This is a genomic window from Arthrobacter sp. WCS2018Hpa-7 (assembly GCF_031843805.1).
GTDB lineage: Bacteria > Actinomycetota > Actinomycetes > Actinomycetales > Micrococcaceae > Arthrobacter.
Window position 1 is genome coordinate 156,257 of sequence record NZ_JAVTJB010000008.1, and the last position, 15,967, is coordinate 172,223.

Genomic DNA, 15,967 nt, shown 5'->3' on the forward strand with positions numbered 1-15,967 from the left:
GTTGAGTCGTGAAATCGTGGACCTCCCGCCCTGTTCCTGAGCTGCCCGGCAGCATGCCGCAACTACGGCTGTTCGACACAGCCCTTGGCCGTGTAGTGGAGGTTGAACGGCAACCGGAACAGTCCATGTATGTTTGCGGCATCACGCCGTATGACGCGACCCATATGGGTCATGCCTCCAGTTACGTGGCCTTCGATCTCCTGAACCGGGCATGGCGCGACGCTGGCCTCCGCGTCTCCTACGTCCAAAACGTCACCGACATTGATGACCCCCTGCTCGAGCGCGCCACGGCCACGGGCGTGGACTGGCGCGAACTGGCCCAGAGCCAGATCGAGCTGTTCCAGACAGACATGGACGCACTCAATGTCCTGGCACCCGATCACTACATCGGCGCCGTTGAAGCCATCCCGGACATCGTGCCTGCCATCGAGCGCCTCATTGCTGACGGCGTTGCCTACCGCGTTCACGGTTCTGACGGTGAGCCCGACGGCGATGTCTACTACGACGTCGAAATGGCCGGCAAGCGCTCGGACGCAACAGACGCCTGGACGCTGGGGGCAGTGTCGGGACTCGGTGAAACAGAGATGCTGGCGCTGTTCGCCGAACGCGGCGGAGATCCCGCAAGGGCCGGAAAACGCCACGCACTGGACCCCCTGCTCTGGCGTGCAGCCCGTGACGGCGAACCAAGCTGGCCCGGAGGCTCCCTGGGAGACGGCCGGCCCGGTTGGCACATCGAATGTACGGTCATCGCACAGAAGTACCTTCCGGCTCCCTTCACTGTCCAAGGCGGAGGCTCGGACCTCGTGTTCCCGCACCACGAAATGGGTGCCGGCCACGCGTACTCCCTGTCCGGAGTGCCGCTGGCACGGCACTATTCACATGCCGGCATGGTGGGCCTGGACGGAGTGAAGATGAGCAAGTCCAAGGGCAACCTTGTTCTTGTCTCCAAGCTCCGCGCGGCTGGTGAAGAACCGGCGGCCATCCGCCTGGCGATTCTGGCCAACCACTACCGTTCGGACTGGTCCTGGACCGATGAGGATTTCGAGGCAGCCAAGATGCGGCTGGCGCGATGGCGTGAAGCAGCGGAGCATGCCCAGGCAGGTTCAGCGGGACCGCTGGTGGCCGCCATGCGCAAGGAACTGGCCAACGACCTCAACGCGCCCGGAGCCATTGCAGCGATCGATCGTTGGGCGGAAGACGCCCAGCAGACCAATGCTGCGGCGTCCGAACACGACAGTGCCGTCGTTGCTGACGCCATCAATGCTTTGCTTGGCGTCGAACTCTGATCCCACAAAATCCTTGGAAACACAGCAGCGGCCCCGACATGACGTCGGGGCCGCTGCTGGTTTGTTACGGTGTTGGCGGGTCAGGGCCGTTCCTTGCCGCGTCGCTTGAGATACCGCTCGAATTCGCGGGCTATGGATTCCCCGGACGCTTCAGGAAGATCCGCTGTGTCCTTGGCCTCCTCCAACTGCCGCACATACGCGGCAATTTCCGGGTCCTCGGTGGCGAGTTCGTCCACGCCGCGCTCCCAGGCTTCCGACTCTTCAGCCAAGGCCAAGCTGTCCAGCGGAACCTGAAGCAGATCCTCAACCTTGTGCAAAATGGCGAGCTGGGCCTTGGGGGAGGGCGGCTGGGCCACGTAGTGGGGGACTGCTGCCCACAAGGAGACAGTCGGCAAGCCTGCAAGCATGGCAAACTCAGCGAGCACACCTACGATGCCCACGGGCCCCTCGTACTGGGAGGCCTCAAGGTTGAGCCGCTCCCGCAATGAGCTGTCCTCGGTGGTGGTGCTCACCGGGATGGGACGGCTATGGGGCACGTCAGCCAGCAACGCGCCAATCAGAATGACTGAGTCAACCTTGAGGGCTTCGGCGTGGACCAGCAATTCTGTGGTGTAGGCACGCCAACGATAGGAAGGTTCGGTGCCCAGGACAAAGACGACGTCCACGTTGCTGTCCGGTACCGCTGCCTTGTAGATGCGGGTCGAGGGCCACTTGACCTTGCGGGCCCCGGAGGATGTCCGCCGCACAGTAGGCCGCGTGAACTGGAAGTCGTAGTACTCCTCGGCATCCACGGTGGCAACCTTCTTGCCGTCCCACAGCTTGTTGAGATAGTGCAGCGCATCGCTGGCGGCTTCACCGGCATCGTTCCAGCCCTCAAAGGCGGCGAGCATTACGGTGACACGCTGGCCTTCCGCAGGTTCCTTGAGGAAACGCTCGGGCTCCGCGGTGCTGTCCTGTCCTTCGGGTGTCCCGTCCACACTGTTCATCCACTCACCCTACGTCCAAGACCCTCGTGGATGCATGGCATTTCATGTGGGTGCGTGTCCGGTATTCGCCCACAGCGCAAAGCAGGCACAGCCGGTCGCCCGGTTCCACGTAGACTGGAAACCATGCATTCCTCACCCAGCCAGCCCCTCCTCAAAGCCGTGCTCTGGGATATGGATGGCACACTCGTGGACACCGAACCCTACTGGATCGCTGCCGAGCGCGCGCTGGTGGAGGAACATGGCGGGAGCTGGTCCCACCAGGAAGCCATGCAACTGGTGGGGCAGTCGTTGCTGCATTCCGCTGCTGTCCTGCAAGCCGCCGGAGTCGGGCTTGAAGCCCGCGAGATCGTGGATACGCTCAGCGCCCAGGTCATTGAGCAGGTCCGCAAGGAAGTTCCCTGGCGTCCAGGCGCCCGCGAATTGTTGGACGAACTCCACCAATCAGGCATCCGCTGCGCCCTGGTGACGATGTCCGAGGGCCCGCTGGCCGGCGTTGTAGTGGACAGCCTGCCCAAGCCCTACTTCGAGTTCATGGTCACCGGGGATACCGTCGCCAACGGAAAACCGCACCCCGAGGCGTACCTTACGGCCGTGGAACGCCTCCGCCTGGATGATCCGTCTTTGACGATCCACCACTGCGTCGCCCTGGAGGATTCCATTCCGGGCGCCACCGCGGCCATCGCTTCGGGCGTGGTCACCGTGGGAATTCCGCATCAGGTACCACTGCCGGAGGATCACCGCATGGTCATGTGGGACACTCTGGTGGGCAGGACTGCCTCCGATGTACAGCAACTGGTCGTTGACCGCTTTCAGGCAGCAAACCTCCTCGAAGGGGCCAACTAGGTGACAAGCTCCTCCACCCCGCATCACGCAACCAGCAAGAAGGACGGCATACCCCTCGGAAAGATTGCAGGCATCCCTGTCTTTCTCGCCTACTCATGGTTCGTGATCGCAGGCTTCACGGTCATCGTGTACGGACCCGCGCTCCTGGTACGGATGCCGGATCTCGGCATCGGGGCCTACTTCGTTGCCTTGGGTTACGCCTTGCTGCTGGCCGTCTCTGTCCTGGTCCATGAACTGGCGCACGCCTTGAGCGCCAAAGTCTTCAACTGGCCCACGGAAAAGATTGTGCTGAACCTCTGGGGTGGCCACACCCAGTTCGAGAACTTCACGGCTTCACCCGGACGTTCAGTAGTGGTCGCCCTGGCCGGCCCTGCCTCCAACTTCGTCCTGGCGGCCGGGATGTGGGCCGTCCTCTCTACAGGCCTCCTCAACGGGGTCTCGGACATCCTGGCCAACATCCTGATGTGGGCCAACCTCCTGATCGGACTCTTCAATGTCCTCCCTGGCCTGCCTCTGGACGGCGGGCGTTTGGTTGAGTCGGCCGTGTGGAAAGCTACGGGCAGCCAGGACAAAGGCACCATCGCCGCCGGCTGGTCCGGCCGAATCATCGTTGCCGCCTTGGTCATCTGGTTCATCGGCCTGCCAGTCATCAGTGGTTCGCCGTTGGACATCAGCCTCATGCTCATCACCGTCCTCGTCTGTGGTTTCCTCTGGATGGGCGCGTCCAGTTCCATTCATCACGCGAAACTTCGCAGCCGCCTTTACCTCGTGAGCGCTGCGGGCCTGGCAGAGCGCGCCGTGGGCGTACCGAACTCAGCCACCGTGGCCGATGTCCTGGGCATATCACCGTCCGGAAGTCCCGCCGTCGTAATTTGTGGGCCGGATGGCAAACCGCAGGGCGTGGTGGACTTTGGCGCAGCGGCCGCAGTGCCTCCGCAGTCGACGACGACGACGCCGGTCACCGCAGTGGCCCACGCCCTCGGCGCCGGGGCTTACGTCCCGGAATGGTCCAAGGGCCAGGAACTGATCCAGTACTTGGCACGTCTTGAGGGCGGCGAATACGCTGTGGTGGACCACAACGGAATCGTCACCGGGCTTCTCCGTCAGCAGGCAGTAGTGACGGCCATAACAGGTAAGGAAGCCCGCCGGAGCGGGCGCCCCTGACATCCTTGCCGGTAGAGTTGCATGCCGGCGGTTTTACCGAAGAACCCATTGATTTTTGGCGCCCACCCGCCAGCACGATGTTGCGGCCAAGCCGTACAGGAGCGAGGAACAGTACATGAGCAGCGAAACCGCCGCCCCCGAAGCAAACGCAGGCACCGACGAGGCATCTGCTGGCCAGGCGATGACCGGCCAGGCTGTGCGACCGACGGGCGCTGCGCGTCGCCGCGGGCCGTTCCGCGTGGGTGAGCGGGTCCAGCTCACTGACGAACGCGGCCGCATGAACACCATCACCCTGGAGGTGGGCGGTGCTTTCCACACCCACCGCGGCTTCCTGAATCACGACGAAATCATCGGCAAGGTAGATGGCTCCGTGGTCAGCAACAACGTCGGCCAGCAGTACCAGACCCTGCGTCCGTTGCTCTCCGACTTCGTGTTGTCCATGCCTCGCGGTGCCGCTGTGGTCTACCCGAAGGACGCCGGCCAGATCGTCACCATGGCCGACATCTTCCCGGGCGCACGCGTCGTGGAAGCCGGCGTCGGCTCCGGTGCGCTCTCCATCTCCCTGCTGCGTGCCGTGGGTGACGGTGGCTACCTTCACTCCTTTGAGCGTCGCGAGGAATTCGCCGACATCGCCCGTGGCAACGTGGAGACCATTTTCGGCGGACCGCACCCCGCATGGCAGATCTCCTTGGGTGACTTCCAGGAAGAAGTAGTCAAGGCTGAGGCTCCCGGCTCCGTGGACCGCGTGGTCCTGGACATGCTCGCTCCGTGGGAATGCCTTGATGCCGTGGCCACCGTCCTGGCGCCCGGAGGTGTCTGGATCAACTACGTTGCAACCGTCACCCAGTTGTCCCGCACTGCCGAAGCCATCCGTGCTGACGGACGCTTTACCGAGCCTGATGGTTGGGAGTCGATGGTCCGCGGTTGGCACCTTGAGGGCCTTGCCGTCCGTCCGGACCACCGCATGGTGGCCCACACCGGCTTCCTCCTGGTGACACGCCGTCTCGCGGATGGTGTTACCGGAATTTCAGTCAAGCGCCGCCCATCCAAGACAGAGTTCAGCGAAGAGGACCTCAACGCCTGGACCCCCGGCGCAGTGGGGGAGCGGTCGGTCTCCGACAAAAAGCTCCGCCGGGCTGCCCGTGACGCCATCGCCGGAACCAACGTCCAGGATGATCCCGCAGTCACAAACTGACAAAGGTCACAATAGGGTCCGCATTCCGGATGTCGCCCAGCACCCTGAGCTTTTCGGGACTAAGGTCTTCTTAAGCGCAGGAAGGGGCTGATGAATCGTGGATACGTCAAACAACGACCTTGGACGGCCGACGCCGGAGGAAGCACACGCCGCAGCGGAAGAAGCAGCAGGCCGGGGGCCTGCCGCGGTCCAACCGCCAGAGCCCTCGAGTGATCTGACTGTTGCCGAACGGCAAATTAATATCCTCCGGGACAAGCTTCGCCACATCGACCGACAGTTGGCAGCCGCTACCCAGAACAACGGCAAGCTCGTGAGCATGCTGGAGACGGCGAAGGCCGAGATCCTCCGCCTAAAGGGTGCACTTGAGCAGGAGGGCCAACCACCCTACAGCTTCGGAACCGTGGTGCAGATCAACGCGCGGAAGCAGCCGGCTGCCGGTCATTCCGGCCAGGCCGCGACCGAAGAGTCGGTGGACATTTTCAATTCCGGCCGGAAAATGCGTGTGGGTGTCAGCCCGCTGGTCAACCTGAACCAGCTCGCAGTGGGCCAGGAAGTCCTCCTGAATGAAGCACTGCTGGTGGTGGCCGGCCTCGGCTACGAGCGTGCCGGCGAACTTGTGACGCTCAAGGAAATGCTCGGCAAGGACCGCGCGCTGGTGGTTGGGCGGGCCGATGAAGAGCGGGTGGTCCGGCTTTCGGGCGCCCTGCAAAGTGTTCACCTGAAGGTCGGAGACGCACTGTCCTTGGACTCCCGCACCGGTTACGCCCTTGAGAAGGTGCCGCGGGCCGAGGTGGAGAACCTGGTCCTCGAAGAAGTCCCGGATATCACCTACCAGGACATCGGTGGCCTTGGCCCCCAGATCGAACAGATCCGCGACGCCGTGGAACTGCCGTTCCTGCATCCGGACCTTTACCGTGAGCACGGGCTGAAGGCCCCCAAAGGCATCCTCCTCTACGGCCCTCCGGGCTGTGGCAAGACCCTCATCGCCAAAGCCGTGGCCAATTCGCTTGCAGCACGTGCGGCGGAGCGTGCCGGCAACACCGACCTCAAGAGCTACTTCCTGAACATCAAGGGTCCGGAGTTGCTGGACAAGTACGTGGGCGAGACTGAGCGGCACATCCGGTTGATCTTCTCCCGCGCACGGGAAAAGGCGTCCGATGGCAGCCCGGTAGTCGTTTTCTTCGATGAAATGGACTCGTTGTTCCGGACCCGCGGTACCGGCGTTTCCTCCGACGTGGAAACCACCATCGTTCCGCAGTTGCTCAGCGAGATCGATGGCGTGGAGCGCTTGGACAACGTGATCGTCATTGGCGCCTCCAACCGTGAGGACATGATCGATCCCGCCATCCTCAGGCCGGGCCGCCTTGACGTCAAGGTCAAGATCCAGCGCCCCGACGCCGAAGCCGCGGCTGACATTTTCGCTAAGTACATCACCACTGACCTGCCTTTCCATGCGCAGGACCTGGCTGAATATGGTGGAGACGTCCAGGCCACCGTCGATGCCATGGTCCAGCGCACCGTGGAAGCCATGTACTCAACGGAGAAGTCCAACGAATACCTTGAGGTCACCTACGCAAATGGCGACACCGAGATGCTCTACTTCAAGGACTTCAACTCCGGTGCCGTGGTGCAGAATGTGGTGGACCGTGCCAAAAAGTACGCCATCAAGGACCTCCTGACCAACAATCAAAAGGGACTCCGCATCGAGCACCTGCTGCGGGCCGTGGTGGACGAGTTCCGTGAGCACGAGGACATGCCCAACACCACCAACCCGGACGACTGGGCACGGATCTCCGGCAAGAAGGGCGAGAGGATCACGTACATCCGCACCATCGTCCAGGGAAAGGCCGGCCAGGAACCGGGCAAATCCATTGAAACCACTGCCAACACGGGCCAGTACCTGTGACAGCAAGACCCGAAGGTACGCCCTCTGAGAAGTTGCCCGCCGGCGGTGCCATGCGCGTCATGGGCTCGGAAACTGAATACGGCATCCATGCACCATCGGCTCCCGGAGCGAACGCCACCATGATGTCCGCGAGGATCATCCAGGCGTATGCCACAGTCACCCGGCAACGGGCGGCGGGGGGAGCGGAAACACGCTGGGACTACACCGATGAGGAACCGTTGCACGATGCCCGCGGCTGGACCGTGGACCGGGCAGCGGCGGACCCAAGCCAGCTGACGGACCAGCCACCAGTGCTCGACGCCGAGGCAGTCGCGTTGGCCTATGGCCGCCAGGAGCTGGAACTTGATGGCGCGGACGAGTCCGGTTCCCTGCTGATGAACATGGTCCTGGGTAACGGTGCACGCCTTTATGTGGACCATGCGCACCCGGAGTATTCGAGTCCTGAGGTCACCAACCCCCGGGATGTTGTTGCATGGGATGCGGCAGGCGATGTGGTTGCCTTGGCCACTGTCCGGAAAGTGGCGGCCGATGCGGGCCTCCCTCCCATCAACCTCTACAAAAACAATACGGACAACAAGTCAGTGTCCTATGGTTCGCATGAAAACTACCTCATGCCGCGTTCGGTTCCCTTCGGCGACATCATTCGCGGCCTGACACCGTTCTTTGTGTCCCGCCAGGTCATTTGTGGGGCCGGACGCGTGGGACTGGGGCAGGACAGCTCGACCCCCGGTTATCAGATCAGCCAACGCGCCGACTTCTTCGAGGCAGAGGTGGGTCTGGAAACGACAATCCGGCGCCCCATCATCAACACCCGGGATGAGCCGCACGCAACAGCCGACAAGTACCGCCGCCTCCACGTCATCATTGGCGACGCCAACCTCAGCCAGGCATCGAACTACCTCAAGTTCGGCACCACTGCCATGGTCCTGAGCCTCATAGAGGCCGGCCAGGCACCCAGGATCGAGGTCCACGAACCCGTCCAGGCCCTTCAGGCCATCAGCCACGACACAACGCTGACGGCAACCGTGAGGTTGCTTGATGGGCGGAGGGTGACTGCCCTGGACATCCAGTGGATGTACTACGAGGCTGCCGCCAAGCTTTCCCAGGAAACGGGAGTGGCGGATTCCGTGACCGGTGACGGCCACACCCATGGCGTTTTGTCGCGGTGGGAATCAACGTTGACCACGCTGGGCATCGACCTCGACGCCGCCGCATCCTCTGTTGAGTGGGTAGCCAAGAGATCGCTCCTGGAAGGGTACCGGAAGCGCGACGGACTGTCCTGGGACGACGCCCGGCTTGGTCTGGTTGATCTTCAGTGGTCCGATATCAGGCCGGAAAAGGGTCTCTACTACAGGCTGCTGTCCAAGGACCGCATGCTCAAGATCGTCGACGACGCCGACATCGCCCGGGCGGTGACCGAACCGCCGTCGGACACCCGCGCATACTTCCGCGGCCGTTGTGTTTCGAAGTTCGGCAAGGACGTGGTCGGGGCCAGCTGGGACTCGGTTATTTTCGATGTTCCTGGGTTGGGCAAGCTGCAGCGGGTCCCCACCCGCGAACCCCTCCGGGGCACGGAGGCGTTGACTGGTGCGCTGTTTGAGCGTCACCAGGATGCAGGCGCCTTCCTGTCCGATTTGATGGGCCGCAATGTACCCCCGGCGAAGAGCTGAGGGCGCTCCGCCACGGGAAGATCCGGGCCTGGTCAAAGCCATACGCAGCAGCCCGCAGCGTGGCAATATGGCAGTAGGAAGTCTCCGTCATCAGGAGACTGACAGTAGGGAGAAAGAAAATGGCAGCACAGGAGCAGCAACAACCACAGTCCCGCGACACGGAAACTGAGGTGGATGTCCCTGAGGCCCCGCCCGCAGCACCTGCGGCCCAGGCTTCGGACGCGACGCAAGGCGTGGATGACCTCCTCGACGAAATCGACGGCGTTCTCGAATCCAACGCTGAAGAATTCGTCAGGGCGTTTGTCCAAAAGGGCGGCCAGTAACCCAGACCCGCTACAGGATGTACTGCCCGGCAGGCGTGAGGCCGCCGGGCATCGGAACGCAGAGTCGAAGGAGTGCAGCAATGCAGGACCCATCAACCGGCCCCCTGGCCACCCAGGCAACATCCTCTTTCACGGAGCATCTCCAACGCTCGCGTCCCGAACTCCTCCCGTTCAATCAGTCATTACCCGCCGGCACCGTCCCGTCCTCGCCGCACGCCACCACGATCGTTGCTTTGACGTATCCGGGCGGAGTGCTGATGGCGGGAGATCGTCGCGCCACCATGGGCAACATCATCGCCAGCAGGCACATCGAGAAAGTGTTCCCTGCTGATGAGTACTCCGTCTTGGGAATTGCCGGAACAGCGGGCCTGGCCATCGACATCACCCGTCTTTTCCAGGTTGAACTGGAACATTACGAGAAAATCGAGGGCACCTTGCTCAGCCTCGTGGGCAAGGCGAACCGTCTGGGCGCCATGATCCGTGGGAACCTGCCGATGGCCATGCAAGGAATGGCGGTCATTCCGCTGTTTGCAGGGTTTGACCAAGTCTCCGGCGTGGGCAGGCTGTTCTCCTACGACGTCACCGGTGGCCGTTATGAAGAACAGGAACACCATTCGGTGGGTTCAGGTTCAGTGTTTGCCCGCGGAGCCCTGAAGAAATTGTGGAAGCCGAACCTCTCCGAAGAAGCCGCGGTTGCAGTGGCCGTCGAGGCGCTCTACGACGCCGCCGATGACGATTCCGCCACCGGCGGGCCCGATCCCGTCCGCCAGCTGTGGCCTGTGGTCTACACAGTGAACCGCGCCGGAACACGGCGTGTCCCGGAACGGGATTTAGCGGCCATAGCGGGCGCCATTGTCGAATCCCGCGCCATCGCCGGACGGGAGGCCTGAAATGACCCAGCAATTCTATGTCTCGCCTGAACAACTCATGAAGGACCGGGCGGACTTCGCACGGAAAGGCATCGCACGGGGCCGGTCAGTAGTGGTGATCAGTTGTGCCGACGGCATCGCGCTGATCGCAGAGAACCCCTCACCGTCCTTGCACAAGATTGGTGAAATCTACGACAAAATCGCGTTCGCGGCAGTGGGCAAGTACAACGAGTTCGAAAGCCTCCGGCAGGCCGGCGTCCGCTACGCCGACGTCCGGGGCTATTCCTACGATCGCGAAGACGTCACCGCCCGCGGACTGGCCAGCGTGTATGCCCAGAGCCTCGGTGCTGTGTTCACGGCCGAACAGAAACCCTTCGAAGTGGAACTCGCTGTTGCTGAGGTCGGCTTGGCGCAGGAGCAGGACCACCTTTATCGGCTGACGTTTGATGGCTCGATCGCCGATGAGAACGGCTTCGTGGTCATGGGCGGGCTCGCCGACCAAATTTCCGACGTCGTCAGCGGGGCTTGGGATCCCGAGCTCACCCTGGCCGGCGCCATGGGCTTGGCCCTGCGCGCCCTGTCGACAGACAAGGACGCGGATGCCCTGCCGGCCACCGCCGTCGAAGCTGCGGTCCTGTACCGCGCGTCCGAGAGCCACCGCGGTTCCCGGCGGGCGTTCCGGAGGCTTTTGCCGGAGGACATGACCCGGTTGCTCACAGAGGAGGCTTGAGATGGACAAGAGAATATTTGGCATCGAAACGGAATTCGGGATCTCATATTCGAGCCCGGACTCGCGGCCGCTGGCTCCCGAGGAAGTGGCCCGCTACCTTTTCCGCAAGGTGGTCAGTTGGGGCCGTTCGTCGAATGTGTTCCTGACCAACGGCTCGCGGCTGTACTTGGATGTGGGTTCGCATCCGGAGTATGCCACCGCCGAATGCGACGACCTCGCACAACTGATTGCCCATGACAGGGCCGGTGAACTCATCCTGGACGACCTCGTGGATGAGGCCCAGGCAAGGCTGGCGGCAGAGGGCTTCAACGGCACTGTTTATCTCTTCAAGAACAACACCGACTCCGCGGGAAACTCCTACGGCAGCCACGAGAACTACTTGATTCCGCGTCGCGGCGAATTTTCCCGGCTGGCTGAGATCCTCATTCCTTTCCTGGTGACGCGCCAGCTGATCGCCGGTGCAGGCAAGGTCCTCAAAACACCGCACGGGGCCACCTTCGCTTTCTCCCAGCGCGCCGACCACATCTGGGAAGGCGTGTCCTCAGCAACCACCAGGTCCCGGCCCATCATCAATACCCGCGATGAACCCCATGCGGATGCCGAGTTCTACCGCCGCCTCCACGTGATCGTGGGGGACAGCAATATGTCCGAAACCACGGCACTGCTCAAAGTGGGAACAGTGGACCTGATCCTCCGCATGATCGAGTCGGGAGTGATCATGCGTGACATGCGCATGGAAAACCCCATCCGCAGCATCCGCGAGATCTCCCATGACCTTACGGGCCGCGCGCTGGTCAGGCTTGCCAACGGCAGGCAGCTCACCGCCCTCGATATCCAGCGCGAGTACCTCACCAAGGTCACTGAATTCGTCGCCACCAATGGGGCACACAATGCCCACGTACCGCTCATCCTGGACCTCTGGAAGCGCACGCTGGACGCCATCGAAAGCGGCGATACGTCTACCATCGATACCGAGGTGGACTGGGCGATCAAGAAGAAGTTGATGGACGGGTACATGCGCAGGCATGACCTCAGCCTGGATTCTGCACGAATCGCCCAGCTTGACCTCACTTACCACGACATTTCGCGGCAACGCGGAATCTTCTTCCTGCTGCAGGCACGGGGAGCGGCCCGCCGCTTGGTCACGGAAACAGAGGTGAAGGACGCCGTGGACGCACCGCCGCAAACTACCCGGGCCAAATTGCGTGGAGACTTTGTCCGCAGGGCTCAGGAACTTGGCCGTGACTACACCGTGGATTGGGTCCACCTGAAGCTGAATGACCGCGCCCACCAGACAATTCTGTGCAAGGACCCGTTTCGGAGCGTCGACGAACGCGTGGATGCGCTGCTGGACTCTATGAGCTGACTCCCAGCTTCACGGGCTATTCTGGATAGTGGTCTCTCCACGGGACCCAACCTGCTTGGAAGCGCAATGCGCCCTTCCGAGTGTCCCTTGCCCCGACGAAAGTGTCTTTTTTGTGCGCCGACTCCTAGCAATCCTCCTGCCCGCCCTTCTGCTCATCACCGCCTGCGGCGGAGAGAGCACTCCGGCCGCCGAGCCCACCAGCAAGTCCGTTGGCGACGTCTCCAAGCTTGATTCCGTGAAGGTGACGGACCACGGCAACGACAAAGCGCCGGGCATTGAGTTCTCCAAGCCCCTCACCGTGGCCGAGCCCACAGTTGATGTCGTCAGTGAAGGCGACGGAGCCCGCGTGAAGGCGGGGCAGACAGCCGAGCTGGCCTACGTCGCCGTGGACGGCAACGATGGCAAGACCCTTGAGGACGGCTACGCGACCGGCCCCCAGCCGATCGATCTGACGGACCAGATCAAGTCCAGCAATGAACTGATCTACAACGCCATCATCGGTGCCAAGGTGGGCAGCCACGTTGCCATCGCCGCACCCGGCAATTCCTCGGGCGACACCCCGGCCGGCACCCAGCTGGTGGTCTTCAAGATCATCTCCGCCAAGGATGCCGCTCCGGTCCTGGAGAAGCCCGAAGGTGAAGCTGTTACTCCTCCTGCCGGCCTGCCCGCTGTGAAGGAAGACGACAAGGGCATTCCGCAGATTTCCGTGGATGGCGTTGCCGCGCCCAAGGAACTCATCGCCCAGGACCTGATCAAGGGCTCCGGTGCTGCCGTCAAGGCCACTGACACCCTGACGGTCAACTACGTCGGTGTGAACCTCGTGGGTGGCACCAAGTTCGATTCGAGCTTCGACAGGGGAGAGCCCACCAGCTTCCCCCTCACCGGCGTCATCAAGGGCTGGACGCAGGGCCTTGAAGGCAAGACTGTTGGCTCCCGCGTGTTGCTGGTCATCCCCCAGGACCTGGCCTACGGCGAAACCGGCCAGGGTGAAGCCAAGGGCGACCTCGTGTTCGTCGTCGACATTCTGGGCGTCAAGTAACCACTGCCGAACCGTCTGCAAGACTGCCGGGCACTGGCTTAAGCTGGTTCCTGACACCATTTCCGTTTCTCACACCAAGGAGCACCCATGTCATTTGGTCAGCGTGACTTTGACCGCACCAAGCCCGAAATCGACTTCCCGGAAGGCGACGTCCCCACGGACCTCGTCATCACGGACCTCATCGAGGGCACGGGCACGGAAGCCAAAGCCGGAGATACCGTCTCCACCCACTACGTCGGCGTCGCCTGGTCCACGGGCGAAGAATTCGATGCTTCCTGGGGCCGCGGCGCACCGCTGGACTTCCGCGTTGGCGTAGGCCAGGTCATCCAGGGCTGGGACCAGGGCCTGCTGGGCATGAAGGTCGGCGGCCGCCGTCGCCTGGAAATTCCTTCGGAACTCGCCTACGGTTCCCGTGGCGCCGGTGGAGCCATCAAACCCAACGAAGCCCTCATCTTCGTTGTAGACCTCGTGGCTGTCCGCTAGGACCCCACTCAGGGCAAGGCGCGTTACCTTCCGGTTTTACCGGTCGGTGACGCGCCTTGCTGCTTTCCCGCCGGACTTTAGTAACGTAGCAACCGTGTCCGCATCCCGCACCGAACGACTTTTGAACCTTCTCCTGGCTTTGCTCAATACCCGGGTGGGCCTTCCACGCTCCGTCCTGCGCGAGAAGGTCTATCACGATTCCGCAGAGAATGACGTTGCCTTTGGGCGCATGTTCGAGCGCGACAAAGTGGACTTGAAACAGTTTGGCTTTGAGATCGAGACACTCACCGATCCGCGCCATTTTGGCGTCGATGACCCTGCCTCCACGCGCTACCGCATCGGCAAGGACTCCAACCGGCTGCCTGATGTGAGCCTCACGCCTGCAGAATGCACCGTGTTGCTTCTCGCCGCGCAGTTGTGGGAACGGGCAGCGCTTGGCTCCGCGGCAGCCAACGCCGTCCGCAAGCTGCAAGCCGCAGGAGGCTTCACGGAAGTGGATCTTCCCGCCGGTGTCCAGCCGCGGATTAAACCTGCAGGACAGGCCTTCGACGACGTCGTGGCAGCCATGCACGGCAACCATCCGGTCCGTTTCGGCTACCTCGCCGTCAGTACCGGGCGTGAAGAAGTCCGCGAGGTTGAACCGTGGGGACTGGGCAGCCGCTTTGGCCAGTGGTACCTCGTGGGCTTTGACCGGGGGAGAGGAGCCAAGAGACTCTTCCGGCTTTCACGCATGACTACCGCTGTCACCTTGGTGCCCGGGAGCAGCTTCGAGCCTCCGGTCGGTTTCAATGCCCGGGCCGAGCTGGATGCCCTCCATGAATTACCCTTGCAGCGGGCCACTCTCTCCGTCGACAAGGACCGCCTGCTTGCCTTGCGCAAAAGAGGCGTCGAAACAACATCCGTCGATACGCACCGTGATCGCGTCATGGTGGAGTTCCGCGATCCCGAGGTACTCGCCGAAGAGCTGGCATCTTACGGTCCCCAGGTAAAGGTGGACGGCCCGGCTGAACTGCGCGCCGCCGTCGTGCGCCGCCTCCAAGGTGCCCTTGACTTCGACGCTCAACCGCCCGTACCTGTGGCGTTCCCGGAGGTCGCCCGGGCGCAGCGTGCCCGAAAGCGGACCTCGGAGGACCAACTGGCCAGGATGCTGCAGTTGGTCCCGTTCCTGGTCCATCACCAGGGACTCCATATCCAGGAAGTGGCAGACCACTTCGGCATCACCCGCAAGGCGCTGATTGACGATCTCAAGATCCTCATCTGTTCTGGACTCCCTGAGGGATATCCGGATGACCTCCTGGATATTCAATGGGAGAACGACCATGTGTACATCTCCGAACACCTTGACCTGAACCGCCCGGTACGCTTCAGCGAGGATGAAGCCGCTGCCTTGCTGACCGGCCTGGCCATGCTGGGAGACCTTCCGGCGCTGGCCGGCGTCTCCGAAGACGAGCCCGGGAGTGCGCTGGAATCCGTCACCCTCAAGCTGACTGGTGCTGCAGGGCAGGCAGGACGGTTGGCAGGCGCAGTAGCCGGGCAATCCGTCGAGCCAGAACAATCGCAGGCGTTCGCCGTCATTACCCAAGCCATCAGGGACGGCCGGCAGTTGCACCTGAAGTATCTTTCCCGGCAGCGGGATGAGCTGACGGAACGCGACGTTGACCCCTTGCGGCTCTATTCGTTGGACAGCACGTGGTACTTCGAGGCGTATTGCCACAGCAAGGCCGGGATCAGGAACTTCCGCCTGGACAGGGTGGAAATCGTCGAACCGAACGGACGCCCTGCCTCAGGCACAGCCACTGCCGGGCAGGACTTCCCTGCCCGCTTGTTTACGCCCAGCGATGATGACGTCCTGGTAGTGATCCACCTGACAAGGCAGGGTGTGGGGCTGGCGGATGACTATTACGCGGAGCGCACGGCGCAACTGTCCGACGGCGGCCTCCTCGCCGAGGTGCGGTTTGGCACGGCGGAGTGGCTGCCGATGTTCGTCTCCCAGCACGGCGGTTCGGTCCGGATCGTGGACCCTGAGGCCCTGCGCGAGCAAACCAGGGCATGGCTTAACTTGGCCGTGCAGCAGTACGACTCTCCGTCCGACGGCGCGGCTGGCTAG

The 15,967-nt window shown here is 62.7% G+C and carries 14 protein-coding genes; 13 read left to right on the forward strand and 1 reads right to left on the reverse strand.

Annotated elements, in window-relative coordinates:
• The first annotated feature begins 8 nt into the window (after window positions 1-8).
• Window positions 9-1,286, forward strand: a complete 1,278-nt coding sequence (gene mshC, locus RQH14_RS11385) for a cysteine--1-D-myo-inosityl 2-amino-2-deoxy-alpha-D-glucopyranoside ligase (protein WP_311213355.1) — start codon at window positions 9-11, stop codon at window positions 1,284-1,286.
• An 80-nt stretch (window positions 1,287-1,366) separates the two neighbouring features.
• Here mshC and RQH14_RS11390 read toward each other — a convergent pair whose 3' ends face one another.
• On the reverse strand, window positions 1,367-2,272 hold the full coding sequence (locus RQH14_RS11390; protein ID WP_311213356.1) for a PAC2 family protein: 906 nt from the start codon (window positions 2,270-2,272) through the stop codon (window positions 1,367-1,369).
• A 30-nt stretch (window positions 2,273-2,302) separates the two neighbouring features.
• Here RQH14_RS11390 and RQH14_RS11395 point away from each other — a divergent pair, with 30 nt between their 5' ends.
• From RQH14_RS11395 to RQH14_RS11450, 12 genes are all read left to right on the forward strand, one after another.
• On the forward strand, window positions 2,303-3,115 hold the full coding sequence (locus RQH14_RS11395; RefSeq protein WP_311213357.1) for an HAD family phosphatase: 813 nt from the start codon (window positions 2,303-2,305) through the stop codon (window positions 3,113-3,115).
• The gene (locus RQH14_RS11400; protein WP_311213358.1) at window positions 3,116-4,279 is read left to right on the forward strand and encodes a site-2 protease family protein; all 1,164 of its coding nucleotides are present in this window, start codon (window positions 3,116-3,118) and stop codon (window positions 4,277-4,279) included. It abuts the gene before it with no gap.
• Between the two features lie 115 nt (window positions 4,280-4,394).
• The gene (locus RQH14_RS11405; protein ID WP_311213359.1) at window positions 4,395-5,474 is read left to right on the forward strand and encodes a tRNA (adenine-N1)-methyltransferase; all 1,080 of its coding nucleotides are present in this window, start codon (window positions 4,395-4,397) and stop codon (window positions 5,472-5,474) included.
• Window positions 5,475-5,571: 97 nt separating this feature from the next.
• Window positions 5,572-7,380 (forward strand): proteasome ATPase, encoded by a 1,809-nt coding sequence (gene arc, locus RQH14_RS11410; RefSeq protein ID WP_311213360.1) that lies wholly within the window; start codon window positions 5,572-5,574, stop codon window positions 7,378-7,380.
• 50 nt (window positions 7,381-7,430) lie between these two features.
• The gene (dop, locus tag RQH14_RS11415) at window positions 7,431-9,050 is read left to right on the forward strand and encodes a depupylase/deamidase Dop (RefSeq protein ID WP_311213384.1); all 1,620 of its coding nucleotides are present in this window, start codon (window positions 7,431-7,433) and stop codon (window positions 9,048-9,050) included.
• Between the two features lie 119 nt (window positions 9,051-9,169).
• The gene (locus RQH14_RS11420; protein WP_026540702.1) at window positions 9,170-9,373 is read left to right on the forward strand and encodes a ubiquitin-like protein Pup; all 204 of its coding nucleotides are present in this window, start codon (window positions 9,170-9,172) and stop codon (window positions 9,371-9,373) included.
• An 80-nt stretch (window positions 9,374-9,453) separates the two neighbouring features.
• Window positions 9,454-10,263: a proteasome subunit beta gene (prcB, locus tag RQH14_RS11425; protein ID WP_311213361.1), complete on the forward strand. Its 810-nt coding sequence runs from the start codon at window positions 9,454-9,456 to the stop codon at window positions 10,261-10,263.
• Between the two features lies 1 nt (window position 10,264).
• Entirely contained in the window at window positions 10,265-10,972 is a 708-nt protein-coding gene (prcA, locus tag RQH14_RS11430; protein ID WP_311213362.1) for a proteasome subunit alpha, read from the forward strand.
• Between the two features lies 1 nt (window position 10,973).
• Entirely contained in the window at window positions 10,974-12,338 is a 1,365-nt protein-coding gene (pafA, locus tag RQH14_RS11435) for a Pup--protein ligase (RefSeq protein WP_311213363.1), read from the forward strand.
• Window positions 12,339-12,450: 112 nt separating this feature from the next.
• Window positions 12,451-13,377, forward strand: coding sequence for an FKBP-type peptidyl-prolyl cis-trans isomerase (locus RQH14_RS11440; protein WP_311213364.1), 927 nt, complete (start codon window positions 12,451-12,453; stop codon window positions 13,375-13,377).
• An 87-nt stretch (window positions 13,378-13,464) separates the two neighbouring features.
• The gene (locus RQH14_RS11445) at window positions 13,465-13,860 is read left to right on the forward strand and encodes an FKBP-type peptidyl-prolyl cis-trans isomerase (RefSeq protein WP_011774867.1); all 396 of its coding nucleotides are present in this window, start codon (window positions 13,465-13,467) and stop codon (window positions 13,858-13,860) included.
• A 94-nt stretch (window positions 13,861-13,954) separates the two neighbouring features.
• Window positions 13,955-15,967: a WYL domain-containing protein gene (locus RQH14_RS11450; RefSeq protein WP_311213365.1), complete on the forward strand. Its 2,013-nt coding sequence runs from the start codon at window positions 13,955-13,957 to the stop codon at window positions 15,965-15,967.